17 protein-coding genes and 1 pseudogene are annotated in these 23137 nt (G+C 72.7%); 13 read left to right on the plus strand and 5 right to left on the minus strand.

The genetic code is table 11. The features are described 5' to 3' along the window. Window positions 1-7: 7 nt before the first annotated feature. The 3 genes from G3I60_RS40215 to G3I60_RS40225 all read left to right on the plus strand — a co-directional run bounded on the left by G3I60_RS40215 (window position 8) and on the right by G3I60_RS40225 (window position 3655). Window positions 8-1417: an N-acetylmuramoyl-L-alanine amidase gene (locus G3I60_RS40215; RefSeq protein ID WP_164298712.1), complete on the plus strand. Its 1410-nt coding sequence runs from the start codon at window positions 8-10 to the stop codon at window positions 1415-1417. A gap of 189 nt (window positions 1418-1606) precedes the next feature. After that, a complete protein-coding gene (locus G3I60_RS40220; protein WP_138357865.1) occupies window positions 1607-2689 on the plus strand; it encodes a sugar phosphate nucleotidyltransferase in 1083 nt (360 codons plus the stop codon). Window positions 2690-2731: 42 nt separating this feature from the next. Then, window positions 2732-3655 (plus strand): DNA-3-methyladenine glycosylase 2 family protein, encoded by a 924-nt coding sequence (locus G3I60_RS40225; protein ID WP_343241853.1) that lies wholly within the window; start codon window positions 2732-2734, stop codon window positions 3653-3655. A 188-nt stretch (window positions 3656-3843) separates the two neighbouring features. Here the strand turns inward: G3I60_RS40225 and G3I60_RS40230 are convergent, their stop codons facing one another. From G3I60_RS40230 to G3I60_RS40240, 3 genes are read right to left on the minus strand one after another with little or no spacing between them, the layout of a single operon-like run. Next, a complete protein-coding gene (locus G3I60_RS40230) occupies window positions 3844-5145 on the minus strand; it encodes a coenzyme F420-0:L-glutamate ligase (RefSeq protein WP_164298714.1) in 1302 nt (433 codons plus the stop codon). Continuing rightward, window positions 5142-6098 carry a 2-phospho-L-lactate transferase gene (gene cofD, locus G3I60_RS40235; protein WP_164298716.1) on the minus strand — a complete coding sequence of 319 codons (957 nt, stop codon included), beginning with the start codon at window positions 6096-6098 and terminating at the stop codon, window positions 5142-5144. Before cofD ends, G3I60_RS40230 begins: the two co-directional genes overlap by 4 nt. Before the next feature lie 26 nt (window positions 6099-6124). After that, window positions 6125-6646, minus strand: a complete 522-nt coding sequence (locus G3I60_RS40240) for a cysteine dioxygenase family protein (protein ID WP_138357868.1) — start codon at window positions 6644-6646, stop codon at window positions 6125-6127. Window positions 6647-7315: 669 nt separating this feature from the next. On the opposite strand from G3I60_RS40240, the gene G3I60_RS40245 reads away from it, so the two are divergent. The 3 genes from G3I60_RS40245 to G3I60_RS40255 all read left to right on the plus strand — a co-directional run bounded on the left by G3I60_RS40245 (window position 7316) and on the right by G3I60_RS40255 (window position 13196). Continuing rightward, the gene (locus G3I60_RS40245) at window positions 7316-7579 is read left to right on the plus strand and encodes a WhiB family transcriptional regulator (protein WP_093737255.1); all 264 of its coding nucleotides are present in this window, start codon (window positions 7316-7318) and stop codon (window positions 7577-7579) included. Between the two features lie 233 nt (window positions 7580-7812). Further along, window positions 7813-11559, plus strand: a complete 3747-nt coding sequence (locus tag G3I60_RS40250) for a glycosyltransferase family 2 protein (RefSeq protein WP_164298718.1) — start codon at window positions 7813-7815, stop codon at window positions 11557-11559. 128 nt (window positions 11560-11687) lie between these two features. After that, window positions 11688-13196: a DUF5719 family protein gene (locus G3I60_RS40255; protein WP_164608446.1), complete on the plus strand. Its 1509-nt coding sequence runs from the start codon at window positions 11688-11690 to the stop codon at window positions 13194-13196. A gap of 68 nt (window positions 13197-13264) precedes the next feature. Here the strand turns inward: G3I60_RS40255 and G3I60_RS40260 are convergent, their stop codons facing one another. Next, a complete protein-coding gene (locus G3I60_RS40260; RefSeq protein WP_138357874.1) occupies window positions 13265-13726 on the minus strand; it encodes a metallopeptidase family protein in 462 nt (153 codons plus the stop codon). Window positions 13727-14041: 315 nt separating this feature from the next. On the opposite strand from G3I60_RS40260, the gene G3I60_RS40265 reads away from it, so the two are divergent. The 6 genes and pseudogenes from G3I60_RS40265 to G3I60_RS40290 all read left to right on the plus strand — a co-directional run bounded on the left by G3I60_RS40265 (window position 14042) and on the right by G3I60_RS40290 (window position 19786). Next, window positions 14042-14461 carry a DUF3499 domain-containing protein gene (locus tag G3I60_RS40265; protein ID WP_138357876.1) on the plus strand — a complete coding sequence of 140 codons (420 nt, stop codon included), beginning with the start codon at window positions 14042-14044 and terminating at the stop codon, window positions 14459-14461. Between the two features lie 82 nt (window positions 14462-14543). Then, window positions 14544-15902: a phosphomannomutase/phosphoglucomutase gene (locus G3I60_RS40270; protein ID WP_164298721.1), complete on the plus strand. Its 1359-nt coding sequence runs from the start codon at window positions 14544-14546 to the stop codon at window positions 15900-15902. Window positions 15903-16023: 121 nt separating this feature from the next. After that, complete coding sequence (locus G3I60_RS40275) at window positions 16024-16203, plus strand: Trm112 family protein (protein WP_138357880.1); 180 nt, start codon at window positions 16024-16026, stop codon at window positions 16201-16203. A 104-nt stretch (window positions 16204-16307) separates the two neighbouring features. Continuing rightward, a complete protein-coding gene (locus tag G3I60_RS40280) occupies window positions 16308-17444 on the plus strand; it encodes an SIS domain-containing protein (RefSeq protein WP_164298732.1) in 1137 nt (378 codons plus the stop codon). A 4-nt stretch (window positions 17445-17448) separates the two neighbouring features. Beyond that, window positions 17449-18603: pseudogene (gene manA, locus G3I60_RS40285) on the plus strand (mannose-6-phosphate isomerase, class I); the annotation flags it as partial. A gap of 211 nt (window positions 18604-18814) precedes the next feature. After that, window positions 18815-19786 (plus strand): cation diffusion facilitator family transporter, encoded by a 972-nt coding sequence (locus G3I60_RS40290; RefSeq protein WP_138357884.1) that lies wholly within the window; start codon window positions 18815-18817, stop codon window positions 19784-19786. Between the two features lie 79 nt (window positions 19787-19865). On the opposite strand, the gene G3I60_RS40295 is transcribed toward G3I60_RS40290, so the two are convergent. After that, window positions 19866-21935 (minus strand): fructose-specific PTS transporter subunit EIIC, encoded by a 2070-nt coding sequence (locus G3I60_RS40295; RefSeq protein WP_164608448.1) that lies wholly within the window; start codon window positions 21933-21935, stop codon window positions 19866-19868. Window positions 21936-22350: 415 nt separating this feature from the next. On the opposite strand from G3I60_RS40295, the gene G3I60_RS40300 reads away from it, so the two are divergent. After that, the coding region (locus G3I60_RS40300) for an adenosylhomocysteinase (protein ID WP_164608449.1) at window positions 22351-23137 on the plus strand (787 nt) is incomplete at its 3' end.

Consider the following 23137-nt stretch of genomic DNA (forward strand, 5'->3'; position numbering starts at 1 on the left):
CTGTCCTATGCGTGCATTCCTAGCCACCACCATCGGCGTCGCGTGCACGGCCGCGCTGGCGCTTCCGTTCGCCGTTCCCACGGGCGCCGCCGCACACAGCGGGCGTTCCGCGCGGCCGGCCCACCCGACGGCCTCCCAACTCCCGGGCAGCACCCGCAACCTTCCGCTGGTGCCGCTCTCCGCCCCCACCGTCACCCATGGAACCGACCGTGCGCCCGGCGCCCCCGCCGAGCAGGGTCTGTCCGCCCGTCAGGTCGCCCCGTTCTCCCTGCTCGGCGTCACATGGGACAACCCGGCGGCCGATCTCGACGCCGCCGTCCAGGTCCGCACCCGGGCGGCCGGCACCGGCACCTGGTCGGGCTGGCGGGACGTCCAGGCGCACAACGACGACGCCCCCGATCAGGACGGCCGGACCGGCCGCGGCGCCACCGCCCCGCTGTGGGTCGGCGCCTCGGACGGTGTCCAGGTCCGCGTGCGGCCGGCCGCCCGTGGTGACCGCGGCGCCGGTTCCGCCGCCAAGGTGGTGCCACTGCCCGGCGGACTGCGCCTGGAGATGGTCGACCCGGGCGACGACGGCCCGGTCACCCCTGCCACTCCGGCGGTCCCAGTCACCCCGGCCACCGCGCCGAGTGCCCCCGTCACCGATCCGAGCGCACCGGCCACCACTCCGGCCACCACTCCGGCCACCACTCCCGCCACCACCCCGGTCCTGGACGACCGCGGTGTGGAGTCGGCCCCCGGCGCCGCTCCGGTCACCGAGCTCCCCGCGCTCACCAAGGAGGAGACCGCGGTCACGGCGGCCGGCGCGCCCTACGTCGGCGCACGTCCCCGGATCGTCACCCGGGCCGGCTGGGGCGCCGACGAGAAGCTGCGTGAAGCGGGCTTCGTCTACACCAACACGGTGAAGGTGGTCTTCGTCCACCACACCGCCACCGGCAACGACTACACCTGCTCGGGGGCGCCCGCCCTCATCCGCAGCATCTACCGCTACCACGTGGAGAGCAGCGGCTGGCGGGACATCGGCTACAACTTCCTCGTCGACAAGTGCGGAAACATCTACGAGGGCCGCGCGGGCGGCGTCGCCAAGCCGGTCATGGGCGCTCACACCATGGGCTTCAACACCGACAGCGCGGGCGTCGCGGTGCTCGGCACGTTCACCTCCAGCTCGGCTCCCGCCGCGGCCGTGAAGGCGGTGTCCCAGCTCGCCGCCTGGAAGCTCGGTCTGCACGGAGGCAACCCGACCGGCACCACGCACCTCACGTCCGGTGGCGCCAACCTGTACGCGAAGGGCACCAGCGTCAAGCTCAACGTCATCTCCGGGCACCGCGACGGCTTCGCCACCGAGTGCCCGGGCACCAAGCTCTACGGCCAACTCGGCAGCGCCCGTAAGACGGCAGCCGATCTGCAGGGCCGCTGACCCCCCGTCCACCCCTCCCTTCCGCGGCCCCGGCGACCACTGTGTCCCGGGGCCGCGGAACTCGTGCGCCCCGGGGTCGTGGAGCGCGGGGTTCCGCGTGCCCGGCGGTGCGAGTGGTCAGCTCATCCCTTCATCTGCCTAAGATTGCCGCCCACCGGCCCGCCCACCAGGAAGCAGAGACGAACCCAGGTGACTGAAGCGATCCTCTTGGTCGGCGGCAAGGGCACGAGACTGCGCCCGCTGACGGTGCACACGCCCAAGCCCATGGTCCCGGCGGCCGGTGTGCCGTTCCTGACCCACCAGCTCGCCCGCGCCCGCGCGGCCGGCGTCGAGCACATCGTGCTCGCCACGTCCTACCTCGCCGAGGTCTTCGAACCGCACTTCGGCGACGGCTCCGCGCTCGGCCTGCACCTGGAGTACGTCACCGAGGACGAACCGCTCGGCACCGGCGGTGCCATCCGCAACGTCGCGTCCCGGCTCCGGTCCGCCCCCGGCGAGCCGGTCCTCATCTTCAACGGCGACATCCTCACCGGGCTCGACATCCGCGCCCTCGTCGAGAACCACCGCACCACCGGCGCCGACGTCTCGCTGCACCTGACCAAGGTCGCGGACCCGCGCGCCTTCGGCCTCGTCCCCACCGACCCCTCCGGGCGCGTCACGGCCTTCCTCGAGAAGCCGCAGACCCCCGAGGAGATCGTCACGGACCAGATCAACGCGGGCGCGTACGTGTTCAACCGCTCGGTGATCGACAGCATCCCGGCCGGCCGGCCGGTCTCGGTCGAACGGGAGACGTTCCCCGGCCTGCTGGCGGCCGGCGCGCATCTGCAGGGCATGGTCGACTCCACGTACTGGCTCGACCTCGGCACCCCGCAGGCGTTCGTCCGCGGCTCCGCCGACCTCGTCCTCGGCCGCGCACCGTCGCCGGCCGTCCCCGGCCGCCGGGGCGAGCGGCTCGTCCTGGAGGGCGCGGTCGTCGGTGAGGGCACCAAGCTCACCGGCGGCACCTCCATCGGCGCCGGAGCCCGGATCGGTTGCGACGCCCGCATCGACGGCAGCCTCGTCCTGGACGGCGCGGTCGTCGAGGACGGCGCGGTCATCCGCGACTCCCTCATCGGCACCGGCGCCACCATCGGTGCCCGCACCGTGCTGGACGGCGCGGTCATCGGCGACGGCGCCACCGTCGGCGCGGACAACGAACTGCTGCACGGCGTCCGCGTCTGGTGCTCCGCCCGGATCCCGGCGGCCTCGCTCCGCTTCTCGTCCGACCAGTAGCGGCGGACGGGCCTGTCCGAGGGGGCGGCTACGCTCGGTCGGGTGCGTACGAGTATCCGCAGCTGGACCCCCGAGGGCCGGCCCGACCTCCGCCTGACGCTGGGCCCGCTGGGCCGCGGCCCGGGCGATCCGGCGTTCCGGATGACGCCCGACGGCGCCGTCTGGCGGGCGGCCCGCACCCCGCAGGGCCCCGGCACCCTGCGGATCACCGCGGCCGACGGCACCGTAAAGGCGCAGGCCTGGGGCGATGGCGCGGACTGGCTCCTGGAGGCGCTGCCCGCGCTGCTCGGCGCAGGCGACGACCCGACGCCGTTCACCCCGCGCCACCGCGTCGTGCACGAGGCGCACCGGCGGAACCCGGGCCTGCGGCTGACCCGGACCGGCCTCGTCCTCGAATCGCTGATCCCCGCGATCCTGGAACAGAAGGTCACGTCCGACGAGGCGTACCGCGCCTGGCGGCTGCTCCTGCGCCGGCACGGCGAACCGGCCCCCGGCCCGGCCACCGGCGGCCCCGACGGCGGCATGTACGTCATGCCCGCCCCGCGCCAGTGGTCCCTCATCCCGTCCTGGGAATGGCACCGCGCCGGGGTCGACAACAAGCGGTCCTCGACGATCCTGCGCGCGGTCAGGGTGGCCGCCCGGATGGAGGAGGCCGCCGCGATGGACCTGGCGGCGGCCACCGCCCGGCTGACGGTGATCCCGGGCATCGGCCCCTGGACCGCCGCCGAGACGCTGCAGCGCAGCAACGGGGACCCGGACGCACTGACGGTCGGCGACCTGCACCTGCCGAACATCATCGGCTTCGCCCTGACGGGAGCGCACCGCACCGACGACGCCGCGATGTGTGCCCTGCTGGCCCCGTACGAGGGCCAGCGGCACAGGGCGGCGCGGCTGATCCTGCTCAGCGGCCGGGTGCCGCCTCGGCGTGCGCCGCGCTATGCCCCGAAGGACATCAGCCGGATCTGAGCGGGCCGCGCCGTCGGTGGGTCGGGGGCCGGGTCCTCCGGGGCGGGGCTTCGAAATCGACTATTTAGGGCCTGGCGGCCCACAAATAGCCCGGCAGCTTTCGAAACCCCACCCCTGCGGACCCGGCCCCCTTCGCTCCACCCACCCCGTGCGGGTGGGCTTCTTGCTGGGGTCCGGCCACCGTGTGGTCAGCGGACCGAGATGAACGCCTCCGCGGTCCGCTCCGGCCGCGCCTTCGGCGTGGCCGACGCGTGGCCGACGGCTACCGCGCCCATCGGGTCCCAGTCGGCCGGCAGCCCGAGGACGTCCCGGACGACATCGCGGCAGAACATCGTCGAGGAGACCCACGCGGAACCGAGCTGCTCGCCCGCCAGGGCGACCAGCAGGTTCTGGACGGCGGCGCCGACCGCGACGACGAACATCTCGCGTTCCGCGCCCGCCCGCCGCGCGTCCGGGTACGCGTGGGCGCCGTCGGCGACGAGGCACGGCACGATCAGATAGGGCGCGCGCCGCAGTACGTCACCGCGTCGCAGCCGGCGGGTGATGGTCTCCTCGGGGAAGCCGTCGGCCCGGAGGTCCGCCTCCCAGGCGTCCCGCATGGCGTCGAGCAGTCGTGTCCTGGACTCCTCGGACTCCAGGAGGACGAACCGCCAGGGCGTTGTGTGGTGCGGGGCGGGTGCGGTGACGGCCAGGGCGACGGCGCGGCGGACCGCGGAGCCGTCCACCGGCTCCGCGGTGAAGTCCCGGACCGTGCGGCGGGCCGCGACGGCCTCGCGGATGGCCTCCGACGTGCCGAGCCGGAACATGTCCGCGCCGGCGTCCCGTACGAGGGCGCGGGCGCCCGGGCCGTCGTCCGCCGTCACCAGGTGGCCGAGGCCGCGGACGACAGCGACCGGCAGTCCGGCCGCCTTGCCCTTGACGAGGTCCCCGGCGGCGGCGAGTTCGTCCCCGGTGGCGGTCACCGTCATGCTCAGCGCGTTGCCGTGCGAGTCGGTGCCGCCGCGCAGGTCCTCCAGGACGCGCAGCCCGGCGGCGCCGATGGCGACATCGGTGAGCCCCTCGCGCCACGGCCGTCCGAAGGTGTCGGTGACCACGACCGCGACCTCGACGCCGAGCGCCGCGCGCAGCCCCTCCCGGATCCCGCGGGCGGACGCGTCCGGGTCTTCGGGGAGCAGCAGTACGGTCCCGGGTGCGGTGTTGGAGGCGTCGACGCCGGCCGCGGCCATGACGAAGCCGTGCCGGGTCTCGACGATCCGGGTGGGCCCGCGCCGCGCGACCAGCCGCACCATCTCGGCGTCGATCGCGGCCTCGCGGTCGTCGGCGCGGATGATCCGGCCCTCGGCCTTGCTGACGATCTTCGACGTCACCAGCAGTACGTCGCCGTCGGCGAGCGCCGGATCCGCGGCGGCTATCAGCTTGGCGAGGTCGTCGCCGGGCTGCACCTCGGGAATCCCGGAGACGGCCAGCACCTGGAAGGACTGAGCCGTCACGTGCGGACCTCCTCCGCCAGCGCCAGCGCTTCGCGCGCCATGGCGGTGGTGGCATCGAGGTCGGTCATCATCAGCGGCACGGCCCGGCAGCGGATGCCCGCCGACTCGATCCCCTCGACCGCCGCCGCGTCCACGGTGTCGACGAGCCAGCCGTCGAGCAGCCCGGACCCGTAGTGGGCGGCGACCGCGGCGGCGGTCGTCTCGACCCCGACGGCCTCCAGGACCTTGTCCGCCATACCGCGCACCGGGGCGTCACCGACGATGGGCGACAGCCCGACGACCGGGACGCCCGCCTCGGCGATGGCCTCGCGGATGCCCGGCACGGCCAGGATGGTGCCGACGCTGACGACGGGGTTGGACGGTGGGAAGACGATCACGTCCGCTTCCGCGATGGCCTCCAGGACACCGGGGGCCGGCTTCGCCTGTTCCGCGCCGACCGGCACCACGGCGTGCGCCTCGACGGAGGCGTGCAGCCGCACCCAGTACTCCTGGAAGTGCACGGCCTTGCGCTCGCCGTCGACATCCACGAGGACATGGGTCTCGACGCGGTCGTCCGACATCGGGATGAGCCGGACGCCCGGCTGCCAGCGCTCGCACAGCGCCTCGGTGACGGCGCTGAGCGGGTATCCCGCTCCGATCATCTGGGTCCGCACGATGTGGGTCGCGAAGTCGCGGTCGCCGAGCCCGAACCACTCCGGTCCCACGCCGTACGCCGCGAGTTCGGCCTTGACGGTGAAGGTCTCGTCGGACCGGCCCCAGCCTTGTTCCTCGTGGATGCCGCCGCCGAGGGTGTACATCACGGTGTCGAGGTCGGGACAGACCTTGAGTCCGAACAGGTGGATGTCGTCACCGGTGTTGCCGATGACGGTGATCTCCGCATCCGGTGCCGCTGCTTTGAGGCCGCGCAGGAAACGGGCCCCCCCGATGCCGCCGGCCAATACCACGATTCGCATGGGGGACAGTCTGTCAGCCCGGTCCGTCAGCCCCGCACGGACTCCTGCGCCGGCTCCTGCGCGGAGGGCGCGGTGCAGGCGGCGTAGGGGGTCATCTCGGTGAGGCCGGGGAAGTAGACGTGCAGGCTGACGGCCGGTTCCAGGGAGTCGTTGACGACCTCGTGGAGGTAGCCGGGCGCGAAGGTGCGCTGGCCGCCCGGCACCAGGGTGCGCCGGACCTCGCCCGAGCCGGCGGACAGCGCGCGCTCGGTCAGCTCGCCCTGCAGGACGGTGAGCACACCGGAGGAGCGGCCGTGGTCGTGCAGCCCGCTGCTCTGCCCGGGTACCCAGCTGAGCAGCCACACCTCGTAGCCGGGGCCGGTCTGCAGCCGGGCGTACCAGCGCGTGGTGGCGTCGTAGCGGACCAGCGGCGCCCACCGGGCGCGGTCGGCCGCGATGGAACGGGCCAGGCCGGCGAACTCGGCGACGGTGCTGGGGTGCTGGGGCACCGGGGGAAGCAGGTGGGGGAGGGCGAGCGGGTCGCCGGCGATCGAGACATCGCTGTACATGTGCGGAGGTTCCTTGCCGGAAGCTGCGGAGGGCGGCGGACGCGACACCGAGCGATCAGAAGAGAGCGCTCAGTGGTCCAGGAATCAGGACTCAGCGGCAACAACAGGAACGGCGACAGCGGACCGGCACAGCGCGGTGGGACTCGCGGCGGCGAGTCCGGAAGGGCGCATGGGTCACTGCTGGCATGGGTATAGGAGACCGGTCTCTGGGACGGCTTGTCAACCTCTTGTCCGTTATGTCGGAAATCTTTCACCTGAACCGGTCGAGCGGGGTGGTGAAAGGTTTGTGCGGAGAGATGTGCGGATAGGTGGCGCAGCAACCGCACATGGGAGCGTCGTCCTTCTCGGCGCCGCCGCGACCCCGTGGCCGGATTGTGATCCACAACGCTTCATTCCGCGAGGCGGAACGTGGCCAGGCGCTGTGACGTCTGACGAGGTGCGGGCAGTGGATCACGGTGGATCAACTGGAGCAGGGTTGACAGATGCTGGCGTTTGGGATGATTTCCACACTTTCTGCCAACCCTTGGTTCAGCGGAGTGAATAACGGACCCAATAGCAGATCTCGGCTTGACTGGCCCGTATCGGCACACTTGTAATTTCACTCGTGTCGTTCAGCCGCTACTGGTAACGGCAACATCACGGGGAAGCAAAGACAGACGAGGGGCGCGCATGACCGAGCAGTTCCAGCTTCTGCTGGCCGAGGAGGCTGACGAGGAACTCGGGTGGCAGGAGCGCGCGCTGTGTGCGCAGACCGATCCCGAATCGTTCTTCCCCGAAAAGGGCGGATCCACTCGCGAGGCGAAAAAGGTCTGTCTCGCCTGCGAAGTCCGCTCCGACTGCCTCGACTACGCACTCGCCAACGACGAACGCTTCGGAATCTGGGGCGGACTGTCGGAACGCGAACGACGACGTCTCAAGAAGGGCGTGGTCTGAGACCCGCCCACCGCACAGGGTTCGCACGGCCCGCCTCCCGGTCTCATCCGCCGGGAGGCGGGCCGTTGTTGTGTCCGGTTGCGGTGTCCCGCAGCGGTGTACCGGCAGTTATCCACAGGCGCCGGGAAGGGCCGGGGGCGTGAGCCGTTAGTGTGGGGGCCCGTCCGAGGCGCGCCGTCCACCCCAGTGGTCACAGCGTCCACCGCAGTCCAGCGAACCGGGGCCCGAACCGGATGTCCGTGAACAGCCAAGCGTCGGCCTTTTTCCCGGCCGCCCCAGAGTTGCCGCGCCATGTCGTCACCGCCGTGCTCGTCGCGCACGACGGTGCCCGGTGGCTGCCCAACGCGCTCTCGGGCCTCCTTGCCCAGGACCGTCCGGTCCAGGACGTCATCGCGGCCGACACCGGCAGCGCCGACGAATCCGCCCAGCTCCTCGCCGGCTCCCTCGGTGCCCAGCGGGTGCTCCACCTCGCCCGCCGCACCAGCTTCGGCGCGGCCGTGGACGAGGCGGCCCGCGCCGCCGGCCGGCTCACCGCCGAGCAGCTGCCCTATCTCCAGCGCGCCAGCGGATGGGACCCCGTCAGCCGCAGCTGGAACGACGACGCGTACGACGAGCCCGACCACCCGCACGGCGAGCCGGTCGAATGGCTCTGGCTGCTGCACGACGACTGCGAGCCGGAACCCGGCGCGCTGGCCGCCCTGCTGCGCACCGCCGACTCCTCGCCCTCCGCGGCGGTCATCGGCCCCAAGCTGCTCAGCTGGTACGACGCCCGGCAGCTGCTGGAGGTCGGGGTCAGCATCGCCCGCAGCGGCCGCCGCTGGACCGGGCTGGAACGCCGCGAACAGGACCAGGGACAGCACGACCAGATCCGTCAGGTCCTGTCCGTGTCCAGCGCCGGCATGCTGGTCCGCCGGGACGTGTGGGACGAGCTCGGCGGCTTCGACCGCCATGTGCCGCTCATGCGTGACGACGTCGACTTCTGCTGGCGCGCCCAGGCCGCCGGCCACACCGTCCTGGTCGCCCCGGACGCCGTGATGCGGCATGCCGAGGCAGCCTCCCGCGAACGCCGCCCGGTGGACTGCGCCGGCCGCTCCGCCGTCAACCCGCACCGTGTCGACAAGGCCGGCGCCGTCTACACGCTGCTGGCCAACACCCGCGGTCCGCTGCTGCCCTACGTGATGCTGCGGATCGTCCTCGGCACCCTGCTGCGCACGCTCGCCTACCTCGTCGGCAAGGTGCCGGTACAGGCCGTCGACGAGATCGTCGGGCTGCTGCGCGTACTGGTGCGTCCCGGCCGGGTGCTCGGCGCGCGCCGCCGCCGCGGCCAGGGCGCCGTCCCGCCGTCCGAACTGCGGCCGCTCTTCCCACCGCCGGGCGCGACCGTGCGGGCCACCGTCGACCAGGTCGTCAGCAACTTCTCCGGACGCACCGAGGCCGCGGCCGCGGCCGCCGGCCGGCACGGCGGCGGCATCGAGTCCGGGCCCGGTGACGAGGACGGCGAGTACATCGAGGTCGAGCAGTTCGCCCGGCTCAAGCGCATCGCCCGCAAACCGGGACCGATGCTCTTCGCCGTACTGCTGCTCGTCTCGCTGGCCGCCTGCCGCTCGCTGCTCGGCTCCGGCTCGCTGCTCGGCGGCGCACTGCTGCCCGCCGCCCCCGGCGCCTCCGACCTCTGGGCCTCGTACAGCGGCGCCTGGCACGCCCTGGGCACCGGCGGCACCCAGCCCGCCCCGCCCTACCTCGCGGTCCTGGCGCTCTTCTCGACCATCCTGTTCGGCAGCACCGGGCTCACCCTGACGGTGCTGCTGGTCGCCTCCGTCCCGCTGGCCGGCGTCACCGCGTACTTCGCGTCCCGGCCGCTGGTCGGGTCCCGCCTGCTGCGCGCCTGGGCCAGCGTCGCCTACGCGTTCCTGCCCGCCGCCACCGGAGCGCTGGCCGGCGGCCGGATCGGCACCGCGGTCCTCGCGATCCTGCTGCCGCTGATGGCCCGCACCGCGATCGCCACCGCCGGACTGCAGCTGACCCACGGCGCCATCGAGCGCGGCGCCCGGCCCAGCTGGCGCGCCACCTGGGCACTCGCCCTGATGCTCACCTTCACGACCGCGTTCACCCCGCTCGTCTGGCCGGTCGCCCTGGTGCTGTGCGCGGGCGTGCTCGCGCTGCGCGTGGTGAGCGGCCAACAGCGGCTGCTCGTTCCGCACCTGCTGCGCTTCGCGGCGCTGATCGTCACCCCGGTCGTCCTCCTCGCGCCCTGGTCGCTGTCGCTGCTCACGCACCCCGGACGCTTCCTGCACGAGGCCGGCCTGCCCTACGGCATCAAGGCCGCCTCCGCCGTCGACCTGCTGATGATCAGCCCCGGCGGGCCGAACGGCTCCGGCGGACTGCTGCTCATCGGCCTCGTCCTGGCCGCGCTCGCCGCCCTGATGCGCTCCGAACGCCGGCTGGCGGTCCTCACCGCCTGGGCGGTCGCGCTGACCGGGCTGCTCTTCGCCATCCTGGAGAACGGCGAGGCGTGGGCCGGCCCCGCCACCCTCGTCTACGGCCTCGCGCTGCTGTCGGCCGCCGCGATCGGCGCCGAGGGCGCCAAGGACCGCATCGCCGCCAAGGGCTTCGGCTGGCGGCAGCCCGTCGCAGCGCTGATCGCCCTGGCCGCCGCCGCGGCTCCGCTGCTGGCCGCCTTCACCTGGGTCTCGGACGGCGCCAACGGACCGCTCAAGCGCCATGACCCGGTGCAGGTCCCCGCGTTCGTCGCGGAGGAGAGCAGCAGCAGCGACCAGGCCCGCACCCTGGTGCTCGACGGCAAGCCGACGGGCGTCTCGTACGTCCTGGTCCGTGGCGCCGGCGCGCGGCTGGGCGACGCGGAACTCGCCGCCGAGGCGGGCCGCGACAGCCGCCTGGACGACACCGTCGCCAACCTCGTGGCAGGCTCCGGCGCCGACCAGGCGACCCGCCTCACCGGCTACGCCGTCCGCTACGTCCTCGTACAACCCGGCGCCCCGCGCGAGATGGGCCGGGTGCTCGACAGCACCCCGGGCCTGACGCGCGTCAGCCAGGCCGACGGCAGCGCGCTGTGGCGCGTCGACACCGCCGTGTCCCGGATGGCCATCGTCAGCAAGGACGCACCGCCGGAGCCCGTCCCGGCCTGGCGGGTCGAGGCGCACGCCAAGATCCCGGCCGGCGGCGCGGGACGCGTCCTGCGCCTCGCCGACGCGGCCTCCGCCGGCTGGCAGGCGACCCTCGACGGCCGGCCGCTCAAGGCCACCAAGGTCGACGAGTGGGCGCAGGGCTTCGAACTGCCCACGGACGGCGGCCGGCTCGACGTCACGTACCAGGACCCGGTCACCCACACCGGCTGGCTGTGGGCGCAGGGCTTCCTCCTGCTCGTGGTGGTCGTCCTGGCGCTGCCCGGCCGCCGCCGGCAGATCGACGACGACCTGCCGGAGCAGGAAGCGGTCGCCGCGGACATGTCCGCCTCCGGGATCCCGGCGCAGGCGTCCGGCGAGGGCCGGCGCGCCCGCCGCCTCCAGGCCGCCGCGGACGCCGAGGCCGCCGCCGTGGCGGGCCCCGACGACGGGAGCGACCCGGACGGGACGGCCCCGGCCGAATCCCCGGCCGCGGCGATCCCGGACCAGTACGACCCGTACGCGGCGCCCGAACCGGTCGACCCGGGTGGCGACCCGTACGCCGCCGTCCCGCAACAGGATCCGTACGGCCGGCAGTGGGACGGCTACCAGTACGCCGCCCCCGCGGACCCCGGCGGCTACGACCAGAACAGCGGCTACGACCAGCAGAACAACGGCTACGGCCAGCAGCAGAACCAAAACGGCGGCTACGACCAGAACAACGGCGGCTACGCCGATCCGTACACCTACGGCCAGCAGCCGCCGCCGGCCTACGACCCGTACCGGCAGGACGACGACGGCAACGGGTACTACACCGACGGCGACCAGCACCGCGACGGGGGCAGCCGGCAGCCCTGAGCACCGTGACCCGGCGGCACCGAAGCACCCGTCCGCCGGGTCCCCCACACCAGGTACGTCACGCACGTCACGCCGGCCGTGACCAGGCCGACCGGCCGGCCCCGGGCAACACCGCGAGGTGAAAGTCAGTGAACCGCAGCATCATCTCCCTGGCGGGAGCGACCGCAGCACTCGCCGCCCTCACCGGCGCGGCCGTGCTCACCGGAGCCGGCGACCCGGCCGCCGCGCCCGTGCTCACCGGAGCCGGCGACCCGGCCGCCGCGCCCGTGGGCTCCGCCGCCCGGCAGCCCGTGCAGCGGTCGGCGCTGGTCTGCCCGGCGCCGTCGGCCTCCGAGCTGGCGTCCACCACGTACACCTCGTTCACGCCCAAGGGCGCCCAGACGGGCAAGCAGGGCACCGCCCGGCTGCTGCCCGCCACCGGAGACGCGAGCGCCAAGGCCAAGGCGCTCGCTCCGCTCACGGAGCCGGGTGTGCCCGTCACGGCCAAGGTGGAGAAGGCCGACAGCCCGGCGCTGATCGGCACCGCCGAAGGCGGTCTGGCGCCCGGCTGGAGCGTTCAGCAGACCACCGTGGTCGGCGCGGGTCCCGGCCGTGCCGTGCTCGGCACGTCCTGCGTGGCCCCGGACAGCGAGTTCTGGTTCCCGGCGGCGAGCACCGCCGCCGACCGCCAGGACTTCCTGCACCTGGTGAACCCCGACGACCTGGACGCCGTCGTCGACGTCGAACTGTTCGGCAAGGACGGCGCGCTGAAGGCCACGACCGGCGACGGGGTCTCCGTCCCGTCGCAGGGCAGCACGTCGATCCTGCTCTCCACCCTCATCACGGAGAAGGTCCCGGACCTGACCGTGCATGTCACCGTCCGCAGCGGCCGGGTCGGCGCGGCCGTCCAGGCCGTGGACGGCAAGGCCGGCGCGGACTGGCTGCCCGCCGCCGCGGATCCGGCCCCGAGCCTGGTCTTCCCCGGCATCCCCGCCGACGCCACGTCCGTACAGCTCGTCGCGTACGCCACCGGCCAGGACGACGCGGACCTGAAAGTGCGGCTCGCCGCCCCGACCGGCTCGATCACCCCGGCCGGACACGAGACGCTGCACGTCAAGAGCGGTATGACGACCACGATCGAGCTCGGGGACGTCACCAAGGGCGAGGCCGGGTCCCTGCTGCTGACCGCGAGCGACGCGCACGCGGCCGCGCCGATCGTCGCCGCCCTGCGCGTCACCCGCGGCACCGGTGCCAAGCAGGAGACGGCCTTCCTGCCGGCCACCCCGAAGATCGACGAACGGGCCACCGTCGCCGACAACCGGATCAAGGCGTCGACGCTGTCCCTGGTCGCACCCGACAAGGAGGCCGTCGTGAAGGTCACCACCTCGGCGGCCACCGACGGCGGAGCACCGGTCAGCAAGAACGTCACCATCAAGGCCGGCACCACCCTGGCGATGGAACCGCCCGCGCCCTCGTCGGGCAAGGGCGCCTTCGCGGTGACCGTCGAGCCGGTCTCCGGCGGACCGGTCTACGCCTCGCGCATGCTGTCGCTGCCGCTCAACGGCATCCCGATGTTCACCATCCAGCCGATGCCGGACGACCGGGGCACGGTCGTGGTCCCGAAGGTCCAGCCGGACCTGACGATCCTTGACGACTGACGATCCCCGGATGCTCGTCGAACGCTGACGCTCAGGGGCTGTCCGGCCGGGCGCGTGCCCGGCCGGGCCTATTCCTGCCCGTACTTGGGGTCCACGTTCTCCGGGGAGAGTCCCAGCAGCTCGGCCACCTGCTCGACGACGACCTCGTGCACGAGCATCGCCCGCTCGTCGTGGCTCTTGGCCCGGATCTCCACCGGGCGGCGGTAGACCACGATGCGGTTCGGTGCGTCCTTGCGGCCGCTGATCAGCCGGCCGAGCGGCACACTGCCGTCGGCGGAGTCGTCCGGCGTCGCCGGTTTCCCCTCGTCGGAGACGAGCGGCACCTCCTGCACGGCGAACTCGACGTCGGCCAGCTGCGGCCAGCGCCTCTCCAGCCGGTCGGCGGCGTCCCGTACGAGATCGTCGAAGGCGTCGGCGCGCGTGAGCGCGAGCGGCACCTGCGGGGGCGCGATGGGTCCGCGCATGCCGCGGCCATGGCGGTCGCGACGACGCGGACGGGGGTCTGGAGAGGGAGGTACGGGGCTGTCCATCGCCTTTGAGCCTAGTCCTCCCGGGGCCCCGGTACACCGCGGACGCCGGGTGGCGCGCCATCCGCCGCGGCTCTCATAGGGCGCCGCATGACACGCGGTCCGGGAGTGTCCACCGTGGCGAGGCGGGGCCGAGCCGGGGCCGGGCGGGGAGTGGAGGCGGAGCTGCATCCGGGCCGTGCCTGGGCCGAGCGAGGGCCGGGCCAGGGCCGGATCGCCGGGAGGAAACCTTCCCGCAGGCCTCTCCCCGCAGGTCAGCCCGTGATCACGGTTATCAGGCGTTCCCGGCGAACCGGGACGACACGACAGGGTGAGGTCATGGAGAGTCGTCGCGGCCCGCTCAAGAGTGCGGTAGCGTCCAACGTCGTGAGCCCTGTACGTCGCTGTTCGCGGACCGCTTGCGGCCGACCCGCCGTCGCGACGCTGACGTACGTCTATGCGGACTCGACCGCCGTACTCGGCCCGCTCGCGACCTACGCCGAGCCGCACTGCTACGACCTCTGCCACGAGCACTCCGAGCGCCTCACCGCCCCGCGCGGCTGGGAGGTCGTCCGGCTCGCCGTGGACAGCGGTCCCGTCCTCCCCAGCGGTGACGATCTCGAAGCGCTCGCCAACGCGGTGCGCGAGGCGGCCCGCCCGCCGGAGCGCCCCGCGAACGGCTCCCGGGGCCGGGAGGCGGACCCCAGGGAGGTCGCCCGCAGGGGTCATCTGAGGGTGCTGCGCTCCCCGGAGCCCTGACCGGACCGATCACCCCGCCGGGGTAGGTTGAGCGGGAGTTTTCCGCGCGTCGCCGTCCGGCGCTGTTCAACAGGGGTGTGCTGTGTCCGACTTGTCGCAGATCATCAAGGCCTACGACATTCGCGGCGTGGTCCCGGACCAGTGGGACGAACCGCTCGCCGAGCTCTTCGGCGCCGCCTTCGTCACCGTCACCGCGGCCGACGCGATCGTCGTCGGCCATGACATGCGCCCCTCCTCGCCCGGACTGTCCCGCGCCTTCGCGCGCGGCGCCGCCGCCCGCGGCGCGTCCGTCACCGAGATCGGCCTGTGCTCGACGGACGAGCTGTACTTCGCCAGCGGCCAACTGGACCTGCCCGGCGCGATGTTCACCGCCAGCCACAACCCCGCGCAGTACAACGGCATCAAGATGTGCCACAAGGGCGCGGCCCCCGTGGGCCAGAACACCGGCCTGGCCGACATCCGCGTGCTGGCCGAGCGGTGGAGCGAGCAGGGAGCGCCGGAGCCCGCCGCCACCACGGGAGTGATCACCCAGCGGGACGTGCTCGCCGACTACGCCGGCTATCTGCGGGGCCTGGTCGACCTCGGTGCGATCCGCCGGCTGAAGGTCGTGGTCGACGCGGGCAACGGGATGGGCGGTCACACCGTTCCCACCGTCTTCGCCGGGCTGCCGCTGGAACTCGTGCCGCTCTACTTCGAGCTCGACGGCACGTTCCCCAACCACGAGGCGAACCCGCTCGACCCGAAGAACCTGGTCGACCTGCAGGCGAAGGTCCTGGAGACCGGCGCCGACCTGGGGCTGGCCTTCGACGGTGACGCCGACCGCTGCTTCGCGGTCGACGAGCGCGGCGAGCCGGTGCCGCCCTCGGCGATCACCGCCCTGGTCGCGGCCCGTGAGCTGGCCAAGCACCCCGGCGGCACGATCATCCACAACCTGATCACGTCCTGGTCCGTGCCCGAGGTCGTCGCGGAGCACGGCGGCAAGGCGGTGCGCACCCGCGTCGGCCACTCCTTCATCAAGCAGGAGATGGCCCGCACCGGTGCGATCTTCGGCGGCGAGCACTCCGCGCACTACTACTTCCGCGAGTTCTGGAACGCCGACACCGGCATGCTCGCCGCCCTGCACGTGCTGGCCGCGCTCGGCGCCCAGGACGGGACGCTCTCCGAGCTGGTCGCCGAGTACGACCGCTACGCCGCCTCCGGCGAGATCAACAGCACCGTCGCCGACCAGGCCGGCCGGGTGGCCGCGATCCGCGCCACGTACGAGAGCCGGCCGGGCGTCACCCTCGACGAACTCGACGGCCTCACGGTCACCACGGCCGACTGGTGGTTCAACGTCCGCGCCTCCAACACCGAGCCGCTGCTCCGCCTCAACGTCGAGGCGCGCGACGCGGCCACCGTCGACCGCGTCCGCGACGAAGCCCTCGCCGTCATCCGGGCCTGACGCGGCCCCACACGGCACCGCCCCGGCGTTAGGCTGATCACGCGGTACGCCGCCACCGCGGCACCGGAACGCCGCTGTCGAAACCATCGTCCGAACCACGCCGTCCGAAGGACTCGCCACCATGTCGCTCGTCGAAGCCAGCCTCCTGGAGATCCTCGCCTGCCCGGCGTGCCACGCCCCGCTCCGGGAGGACATCGAAGCGAACGAGCTCGTGTGCACCTCGGACAGCTGCGGCCTCGCCTACCCGGTACGCGACGAGATCCCCGTCCTGCTCATCGACGAGGCCCGCCGCCCCGCCTGAAGGGCCTGACGGCCGATACGGCCTGACCGGGCCCCCGGGACGGGGACCCGTGACCTCCCGGGCAGGACGTGCCCGGGGTGACGGACCAGGACCCGGAGGTCCCGATGCTCGACGAGTCGCTGCTTGACGACCCCGACGCCCTCGCCCGCGCCGACACCCGCGGGCTGCTGCTCGGCGCCGCGGCCGCCGGCGCCCGCGTGCGGACCGCCGCGCGGCTCACGCAGGAGGCGGGCGTCCAGGACCTGCGCCCCGACGGCCGGCCGCGCACCGTGCTGGTCGCCGGCTCCGGCCCGGAAGCCGCGGCCGTGGCCGATGTGCTCGGCGCGCTCGGTGCCGGCAGCTGCCCCGTCATACCGCTGCGGTCGGCCGGACCGACCCCGTACGAACCGCAGTGGACGCTCCCCGGCTGGACCGGCCCGCTCGACCTGGTGCTGCTCACCACCGCGAGCGGCCGGGAGGCCGGCCTCGTCGGCCTCGTCGAGCAGGCCTACCGGCGCGGCTGCACCGTCGCCGCCGTGGCGCCCGCAAGGTCGCCCCTCGCCGAGGCGCTGGAGCAGGCGCGCGGCATGACGATCCCGTTCGCCGGGCCCGCGTCGCCGCTTCCCACCGGACCGTCCGGTGTCCCCGCCGAGGACCCCGGCGCGCTGTGGGCGCTGCTCACCCCGCTGCTCACGCTCGCCGACCGCATCGGGCTGTTCACCGCCCCGCCGACCGCCGTGCAGGCCGTGGCCGACCGGCTCGACGAGGTCGCCGCCCGCTGCGGACCGGCCATCGCGACGTACAACAACCCCGCCAAGACGCTGGCCACCGAACTGGCCGACGCCCTGCCGCTGCTGTGGAGCACCGGACCGAACGCGGCCCCGGCCGCCCGCCGGTTCGCCGCCGTCCTCGCCACCAGGACCGGCCGCCCGGCGCTCGCCGCCGAACTGCCCGAGGCGCTTGCGGCCCACGGCGCGCTGCTCGCTGGAACCCTCTCGCCCGGGGCGGACCCCGACGACTTCTTCCGCGACCGCGTCGAGGACCACCAGGCCCTGCGGCTGCGCGTCGTCCTGCTGCGGGAGGCCGCCGGACAGCAGGCCGTGTCCGCGCCCGCCGCCCGTGAGCTGGCCTACGCCCACGACACCCCGCTGAGCGAGATCGCCGCGGGCGACGGCGGGGTCCTGGAGACCACCGCCGAGCTGCTCGCCCTGACAGATTTCGCCTCGGTTTACCTCGCCGTCGCCTCTGCCGAGAGATCATGACGCCATGGACCGTCTGACCAACACCGTGCGTCCCTACGCCTGGGGCTCCACCACCGCCATCCCCGAACTGCTCGGCACCGCCCCCACCGGCGAGCCGCAGGCCGAACTGTGGATGGGCGCGCATCCGGGAGCACCCTCCCGGATCGACCGGGGCGCGGGACCGGTCCCGCTGAACGAGGCGATCGACGCCGATCCGCTCGCCGAGCTCGGCGAGCCGGCCGTGCTGCGCTTCGGCCCCCGGCTGCCGTTCCTGTTCAAGATCCTCGCGGCCGGCGCACCCCTGTCGCTCCAGGTCCACCCCGACCTGGCCCAGGCACGGGCGGGCTTCGCGGACGAGGAGGCGCGCGGCATCCCCGTCGACGCCCCGCACCGCAACTACAAGGACGCGAACCACAAGCCCGAGGCCATCGTCGCGCTCACCCCCTTCGACGGGCTGTGCGGTTTCCGGCACCCCGCCGAGGCCGCCGAACTCCTCGAAGCCCTCGGCGTGGACTCGCTGAAGCCGTACGCGGACATCCTGCGCGCCCGGCCCGAGACCGACGCGCTGCGCGAGGTCCTCGCCGCCGTACTGACCGCCGACCGCGACGCGATGGCCGAAACGGTCGACGAGGCCGCCCAGGCCGCCGCCCGGCTCGCCGAACAGGACGGCCCGCACGCGGCCGACTTCGCCGCCTACGCCACCACGGCCCACAGCTTCCCCGGCGACCCGGGCGTCATCGCCGCCATGCTCCTCAACCACGTGACGCTGCAGCCCGGCGAAGCCCTCTACCTCGGCGCCGGCGTCCCGCACGCCTACCTCGACGGCCTCGGCGTCGAGATCATGGCCAACTCCGACAACGTGCTGCGCTGCGGCCTGACCCCCAAGCACGTGGACGTCCCGGAACTGCTCCGCGTCGTCCGCTTCGAGGCCACCGACCCGGGCGTCCTGCGCCCCGAGGTCTCCTCGAACGGCGAAGAGGTCTACGAGACGCCCATCGACGAGTTCCGGCTCTCGCGCTACGTCCTCGCCCCCGGCGGCGAGGCCCGCACCCCCGACGCCCGCACCCCGCAGATCCTGCTCTGCACCGACGGCGCCGCGCTGCTGCGCTCCCCGCACGGTGAGCTGACGCTGGAGCGCGGCGAGTCCGCCTTCGTCCCGGCGGGTGAACGGGTGGAACTGACGTGCCCGGGCAGCATCGCCGGCGGCATCGGGGGCACCGGCGGAAGCGGCACCGGAAGCACGGCCGGGAGCCCGACCGGAAGCACCACCGGAGGGACCGTCTTCCGCGCCACAGTGGTGGCCTGACGCGCCGTCCGCAGGGCAGCCTGCAAGAATGACCGGCCAGTGGCCGGGGGCCGGACCGAAGGACCGAAGGGACGAACCAACACCTATGAGCGCGTCAGGCGGAACCAAGGCGATCGTCGCCGCATTGAGCGCCAACCTCGCCATCGCCGTGGCGAAGTTCGTGGCATTCGCGTTCAGCGGATCGTCGTCCATGCTCGCCGAAGGCGTGCACTCCCTCGCCGACTCGGGCAACCAGGCGCTGCTCCTCGTCGGGGGCAAGAAGGCCAAGCGTGAGGCGAGCGAGGAGCACCCGTTCGGCTACGGCCGCGAGCGCTACATCTACGCCTTCCTGGTGTCGATCGTGCTGTTCAGCGTCGGTGGCATGTTCGCGCTCTACGAGGGCTACGAGAAGATCAAGCACCCGCACGAGATCGAGCACTGGTACTGGCCGATCGGCGTCCTGGTCTTCGCGATCATCGCGGAGAGCTTCTCCTTCCGCACCGCGATCATCGAGTCCAACCAGACCCGCGGCGCGCTCTCCTGGACCGACTTCATCCGCCGCGCCAAGGCCCCGGAACTGCCCGTCGTCCTGCTGGAGGACTTCGGCGCGCTCGTCGGGCTCGTCCTCGCCCTGTGCGGTGTCGGCATCGCGCTGGCCACCGGTGACGGCGTCTGGGACGGCATCGGCACCCTCTGCATCGGCATCCTGCTCATCGTGATCGCCCTCGTACTCGCCGCCGAGACCAAGTCGCTGCTCCTCGGCGAGGGTGCGGGCGCCGAATCGGTGGCCATGATCCGCGAGGCCATCGTCGACGGGAACACCGTCACCGGCGTCATCCACATGCGCACCCTCCACCTCGGCCCGGAGGAACTGCTGGTCGCCGCGAAGATCGCCGTCCAGCACGACGACACCGCCGCCGAGGTCGCCCGCGCGATCGACGCCGCCGAGGTCCGGATCCGCGAGGCCGTGCCGATCGCCCGCGTCATCTACCTCGAACCCGACATCTACAGCGAGGCCGCCGCGGCGGCCGGTCCCGACCCGACGCAGACACCGGGCGGCGACCCGCACCCCCACTGAGGGCGCGAAGAACGGAGGAGGGGCCCCGCACCGACCGGTGCGGGGCCCCTCCTATGTGCTGACGGTGCCGCTGTCAGGACTACTCGATCTCGGCCAGCACCTGGAGAATGGCGTCCCGGTCCTGGGCCTTGTGCAGCCGGTCCCGGAAGCCGCTGTCCATCAGCTTGCGCGACAGCTGCGCCAGGATCCGCAGATGCTCGTCACCGGCCGCCGCCTCCGGTACGGAGATCATGAAGACCAGCTTGGCCTTCGTCCCGTCCAGCGAACCCCAGTCGATGCCGTCGGCCGACCGCGCGAAGCCCACCAGCGGGGACGTCACCGCATCCGTCTTGGCGTGCGGGATGGCGATCTCCTCGCCGAGGCCGGTCGTACCCTGCGCCTCCCGCGCCAGCGCCACGGCCACCAGGGCGTCGACATCCGCGACCTTCCCGGTGGTCGCCAGCATCTCCGCCACCTCCCGGATCGCGGACTCCTTGTCGGAGGCGTCGAGCCGCTCCTTGACGGTCTGCCCGGTGAGATAGCCGGAGAGGACTTCCGTGACCTCGGGGGTGGGTGCCTGGCGCGCGGGTGCCGCGGCAACGACTGCCGGGGCACCGACTGCCGGGGCGCCGACGGCGCCGACGCCGGCCGGCACCGGTTCGAGCGCCTGCTGCGGCAGCAGGGACTTCGCCGCGCCGCCGGCCCGCCGCTCCTTGATGTCGATCAGCGCGTTGGTCGTGAACGCCGTGACCACGGTGCCGATCGCGATGGCCAGGAAGAACACCGGCACCCCGCCGATCGCTCCGAGGACCGCCACGATGGGACCGCCGTGCGGCACCGAGTCCTTCACCGACGCCATGCCCGCGATGCCACCGGCCACCGCGCCACCGAGCATGTTCGCGGGGATGACCTGCGCGGGCCGTGCCGCGGCGAACGGGATCGCGCCCTCCGAGATACCGAAGCAGCCCATGAACAGGGCCGCCATCCCGGTCTCGCGCTCCTGCTCGGAGTAGAGCTTGCGACGCAGCAGGGTCGCCAGACCCTGGCCCAGCGGCATGACGGGAATCGCGGCCGCGCACATGCCCATGACCGTCAGATTGCCCGAACCGATCAGGCCGGCGCCGAAGAGGAACGCGGTCTTGTTGACCGGACCGCCCATGTCGAAGGCGATCATCAGGCCGAGGATCGCGCCGAGCAGGATGGCGCTCGATCCGGTCATTCCGCTCAGGAAGTTGGTGAGGTGCTCGAAGACCCACGAGATCGGCTTCCCGATGACGTAGATGAAGAACAGCCCGAGCGAGGTCGTCGCGACGATGGGGATCACGATGATCGGCATGATGGGCTGGACGAACTTCGGGACCTGGACCTTCTTGATCCACAGCACCAGGTAGCCGGCCAGGAAGCCGGTGACGATGGCACCGATGAAGCCCGCACCGGCCTTGGAGTCGTACAGCGCTCCGGTGTTGGCGATCCAGCCGCCGATCATGCCCGGGACGAGCGCGGGCCGGTCACCGATCGCGTAGGCGATGTACCCGGACAGGATCGGGACCATCAACGTGAAGCCGATGACGCCGATGTCGTTGACGTGCTTCCAGAAGGTGCCGTCCGGGATGACCAGGCCGCCCTCGGGGTTGGTGTGCCCGCCCAGGGCCAGCGAGATGGCGATCAGCAGCCCGCCGACCACCACGAACGGGATCATGTACGAGACGCCGTTCATCAGCGCCTTGTAGCCGACGCTGCGCTGCTTGCCCCCGCCGCCCCCGCTTCCACCACTGGCGCCGCCGAGCGAGTCGCCGCCGCGCCCGCCCCCGCCGTGCACCGGGGCGCTGCGGACCTGCTCGATCAGCCGCTCCGGGTGGCTGATGCCCTCGGAGACCCCGACGGAGAGCACCCTCTTGCCGGCGAACCGGCTGAGATCGACGTCCTTGTCGGCCGCGATGATGATCCCGTCGGCAGCCATGACATCGTTGTCAGACAGGACGTTCTCAGCGCCGATGGACCCTTGCGTCTCCACTTTCATGTCGATGCCGAGCGCCTCGGCGGCCTGGGCCAGCTTCTCCGCGGCCATGTACGTGTGAGCGATGCCGGTGGGGCATGCGGTCACCGCGAGCAGCTTCAGCCGCTGTGTCGTGGTCCCCGCTGCATCGCGGGGGTCGGCCGGACTGGTCACGTGATCGTCTCCTTGAGCCATTCGGGCGCGAACGGGCGCGAGTCCGCAAGAGTGTTGCTGCCCTGATCGAATCGTGCAACATTCCGGAACCGGGGCGGACGTGACATTGGTCCCTTATGTCCCCGCCGGTCGGCCTGTCCTTCCCGCGCTCTTCTTGCCCCGGCCCACTGGCCGAAACCGGCACGAGGTGGGGAGCGCGGGGCCGTCCGGTGTAGGTTCGTCTGTAGCCAGACGTCGCTGCTGATGGCGGTCGGGCGGCACCGCGGAAGTGGTTGCCGTCCGAGGGAGAGAGGGCCTCCGACGGAATGCGCTGCTGCAAGGGGACGGGTGTGTCCGCTCGAGGGCGCTGTCTCGTCAGCCTGCGGCTGCGTCAATTCCCCGTCCACCTCGAAGCATTCAGCGAGGAGCAGCCCGTATGACCACCACCGCAACTGACTTCAAGGTCGCCGACATCTCCCAGGCCGCTTACGGCCGCAAGGAGATCACGCTGGCCGAGCACGAGATGCCCGGCCTGATGTCGATCCGTGCCGAGTACGCCGAGGCGCAGCCGCTGGCCGGCGCGCGGGTCACCGGCTCGCTGCACATGACGATCCAGACCGCCGTCCTCATCGAGACGCTGGTCGCGCTGGGTGCCGAGGTCCGCTGGGCGTCGTGCAACATCTTCTCCACCCAGGACCACGCGGCCGCCGCCATCGCGGTCGGCCCGAACGGCACCCCCGAGAACCCGCAGGGTGTGCCGGTCTTCGCCTGGAAGGGCGAGTCCCTCGAAGAGTACTGGTGGTGCACGGAGCAGGCGCTGACCTGGCCGAACACCCCCACCGGCGGCCCGAACATGATCCTGGACGACGGCGGCGACGCCACGCTCCTGGTGCACAAGGGTGTCGAGTTCGAGAAGGCCGGCGCGGCTCCGGACCCGTCCACCGCGGACAGCGAGGAGTACGGCTACATCCTCCGCGTGCTGAACCGCACCCTCTCCGAGAGCCCCCAGAAGTGGACGCAGCTGGCGTCGGAGATCCGCGGCGTCACCGAGGAGACCACCACCGGTGTTCACCGCCTGTACGAGATGATGCAGGAAGGCTCGCTGCTCTTCCCGGCCATCAACGTCAATGACGCGGTCACCAAGTCGAAGTTCGACAACAAGTACGGCTGCCGCCACTCCCTGATCGACGGCATCAACCGCGCCACCGACGTCCTCATCGGCG

Source organism: Streptomyces sp. SID13666 (assembly GCF_010548325.1).
Classification (GTDB): Bacteria; Actinomycetota; Actinomycetes; order Streptomycetales; family Streptomycetaceae; genus Actinacidiphila; species Actinacidiphila fildesensis.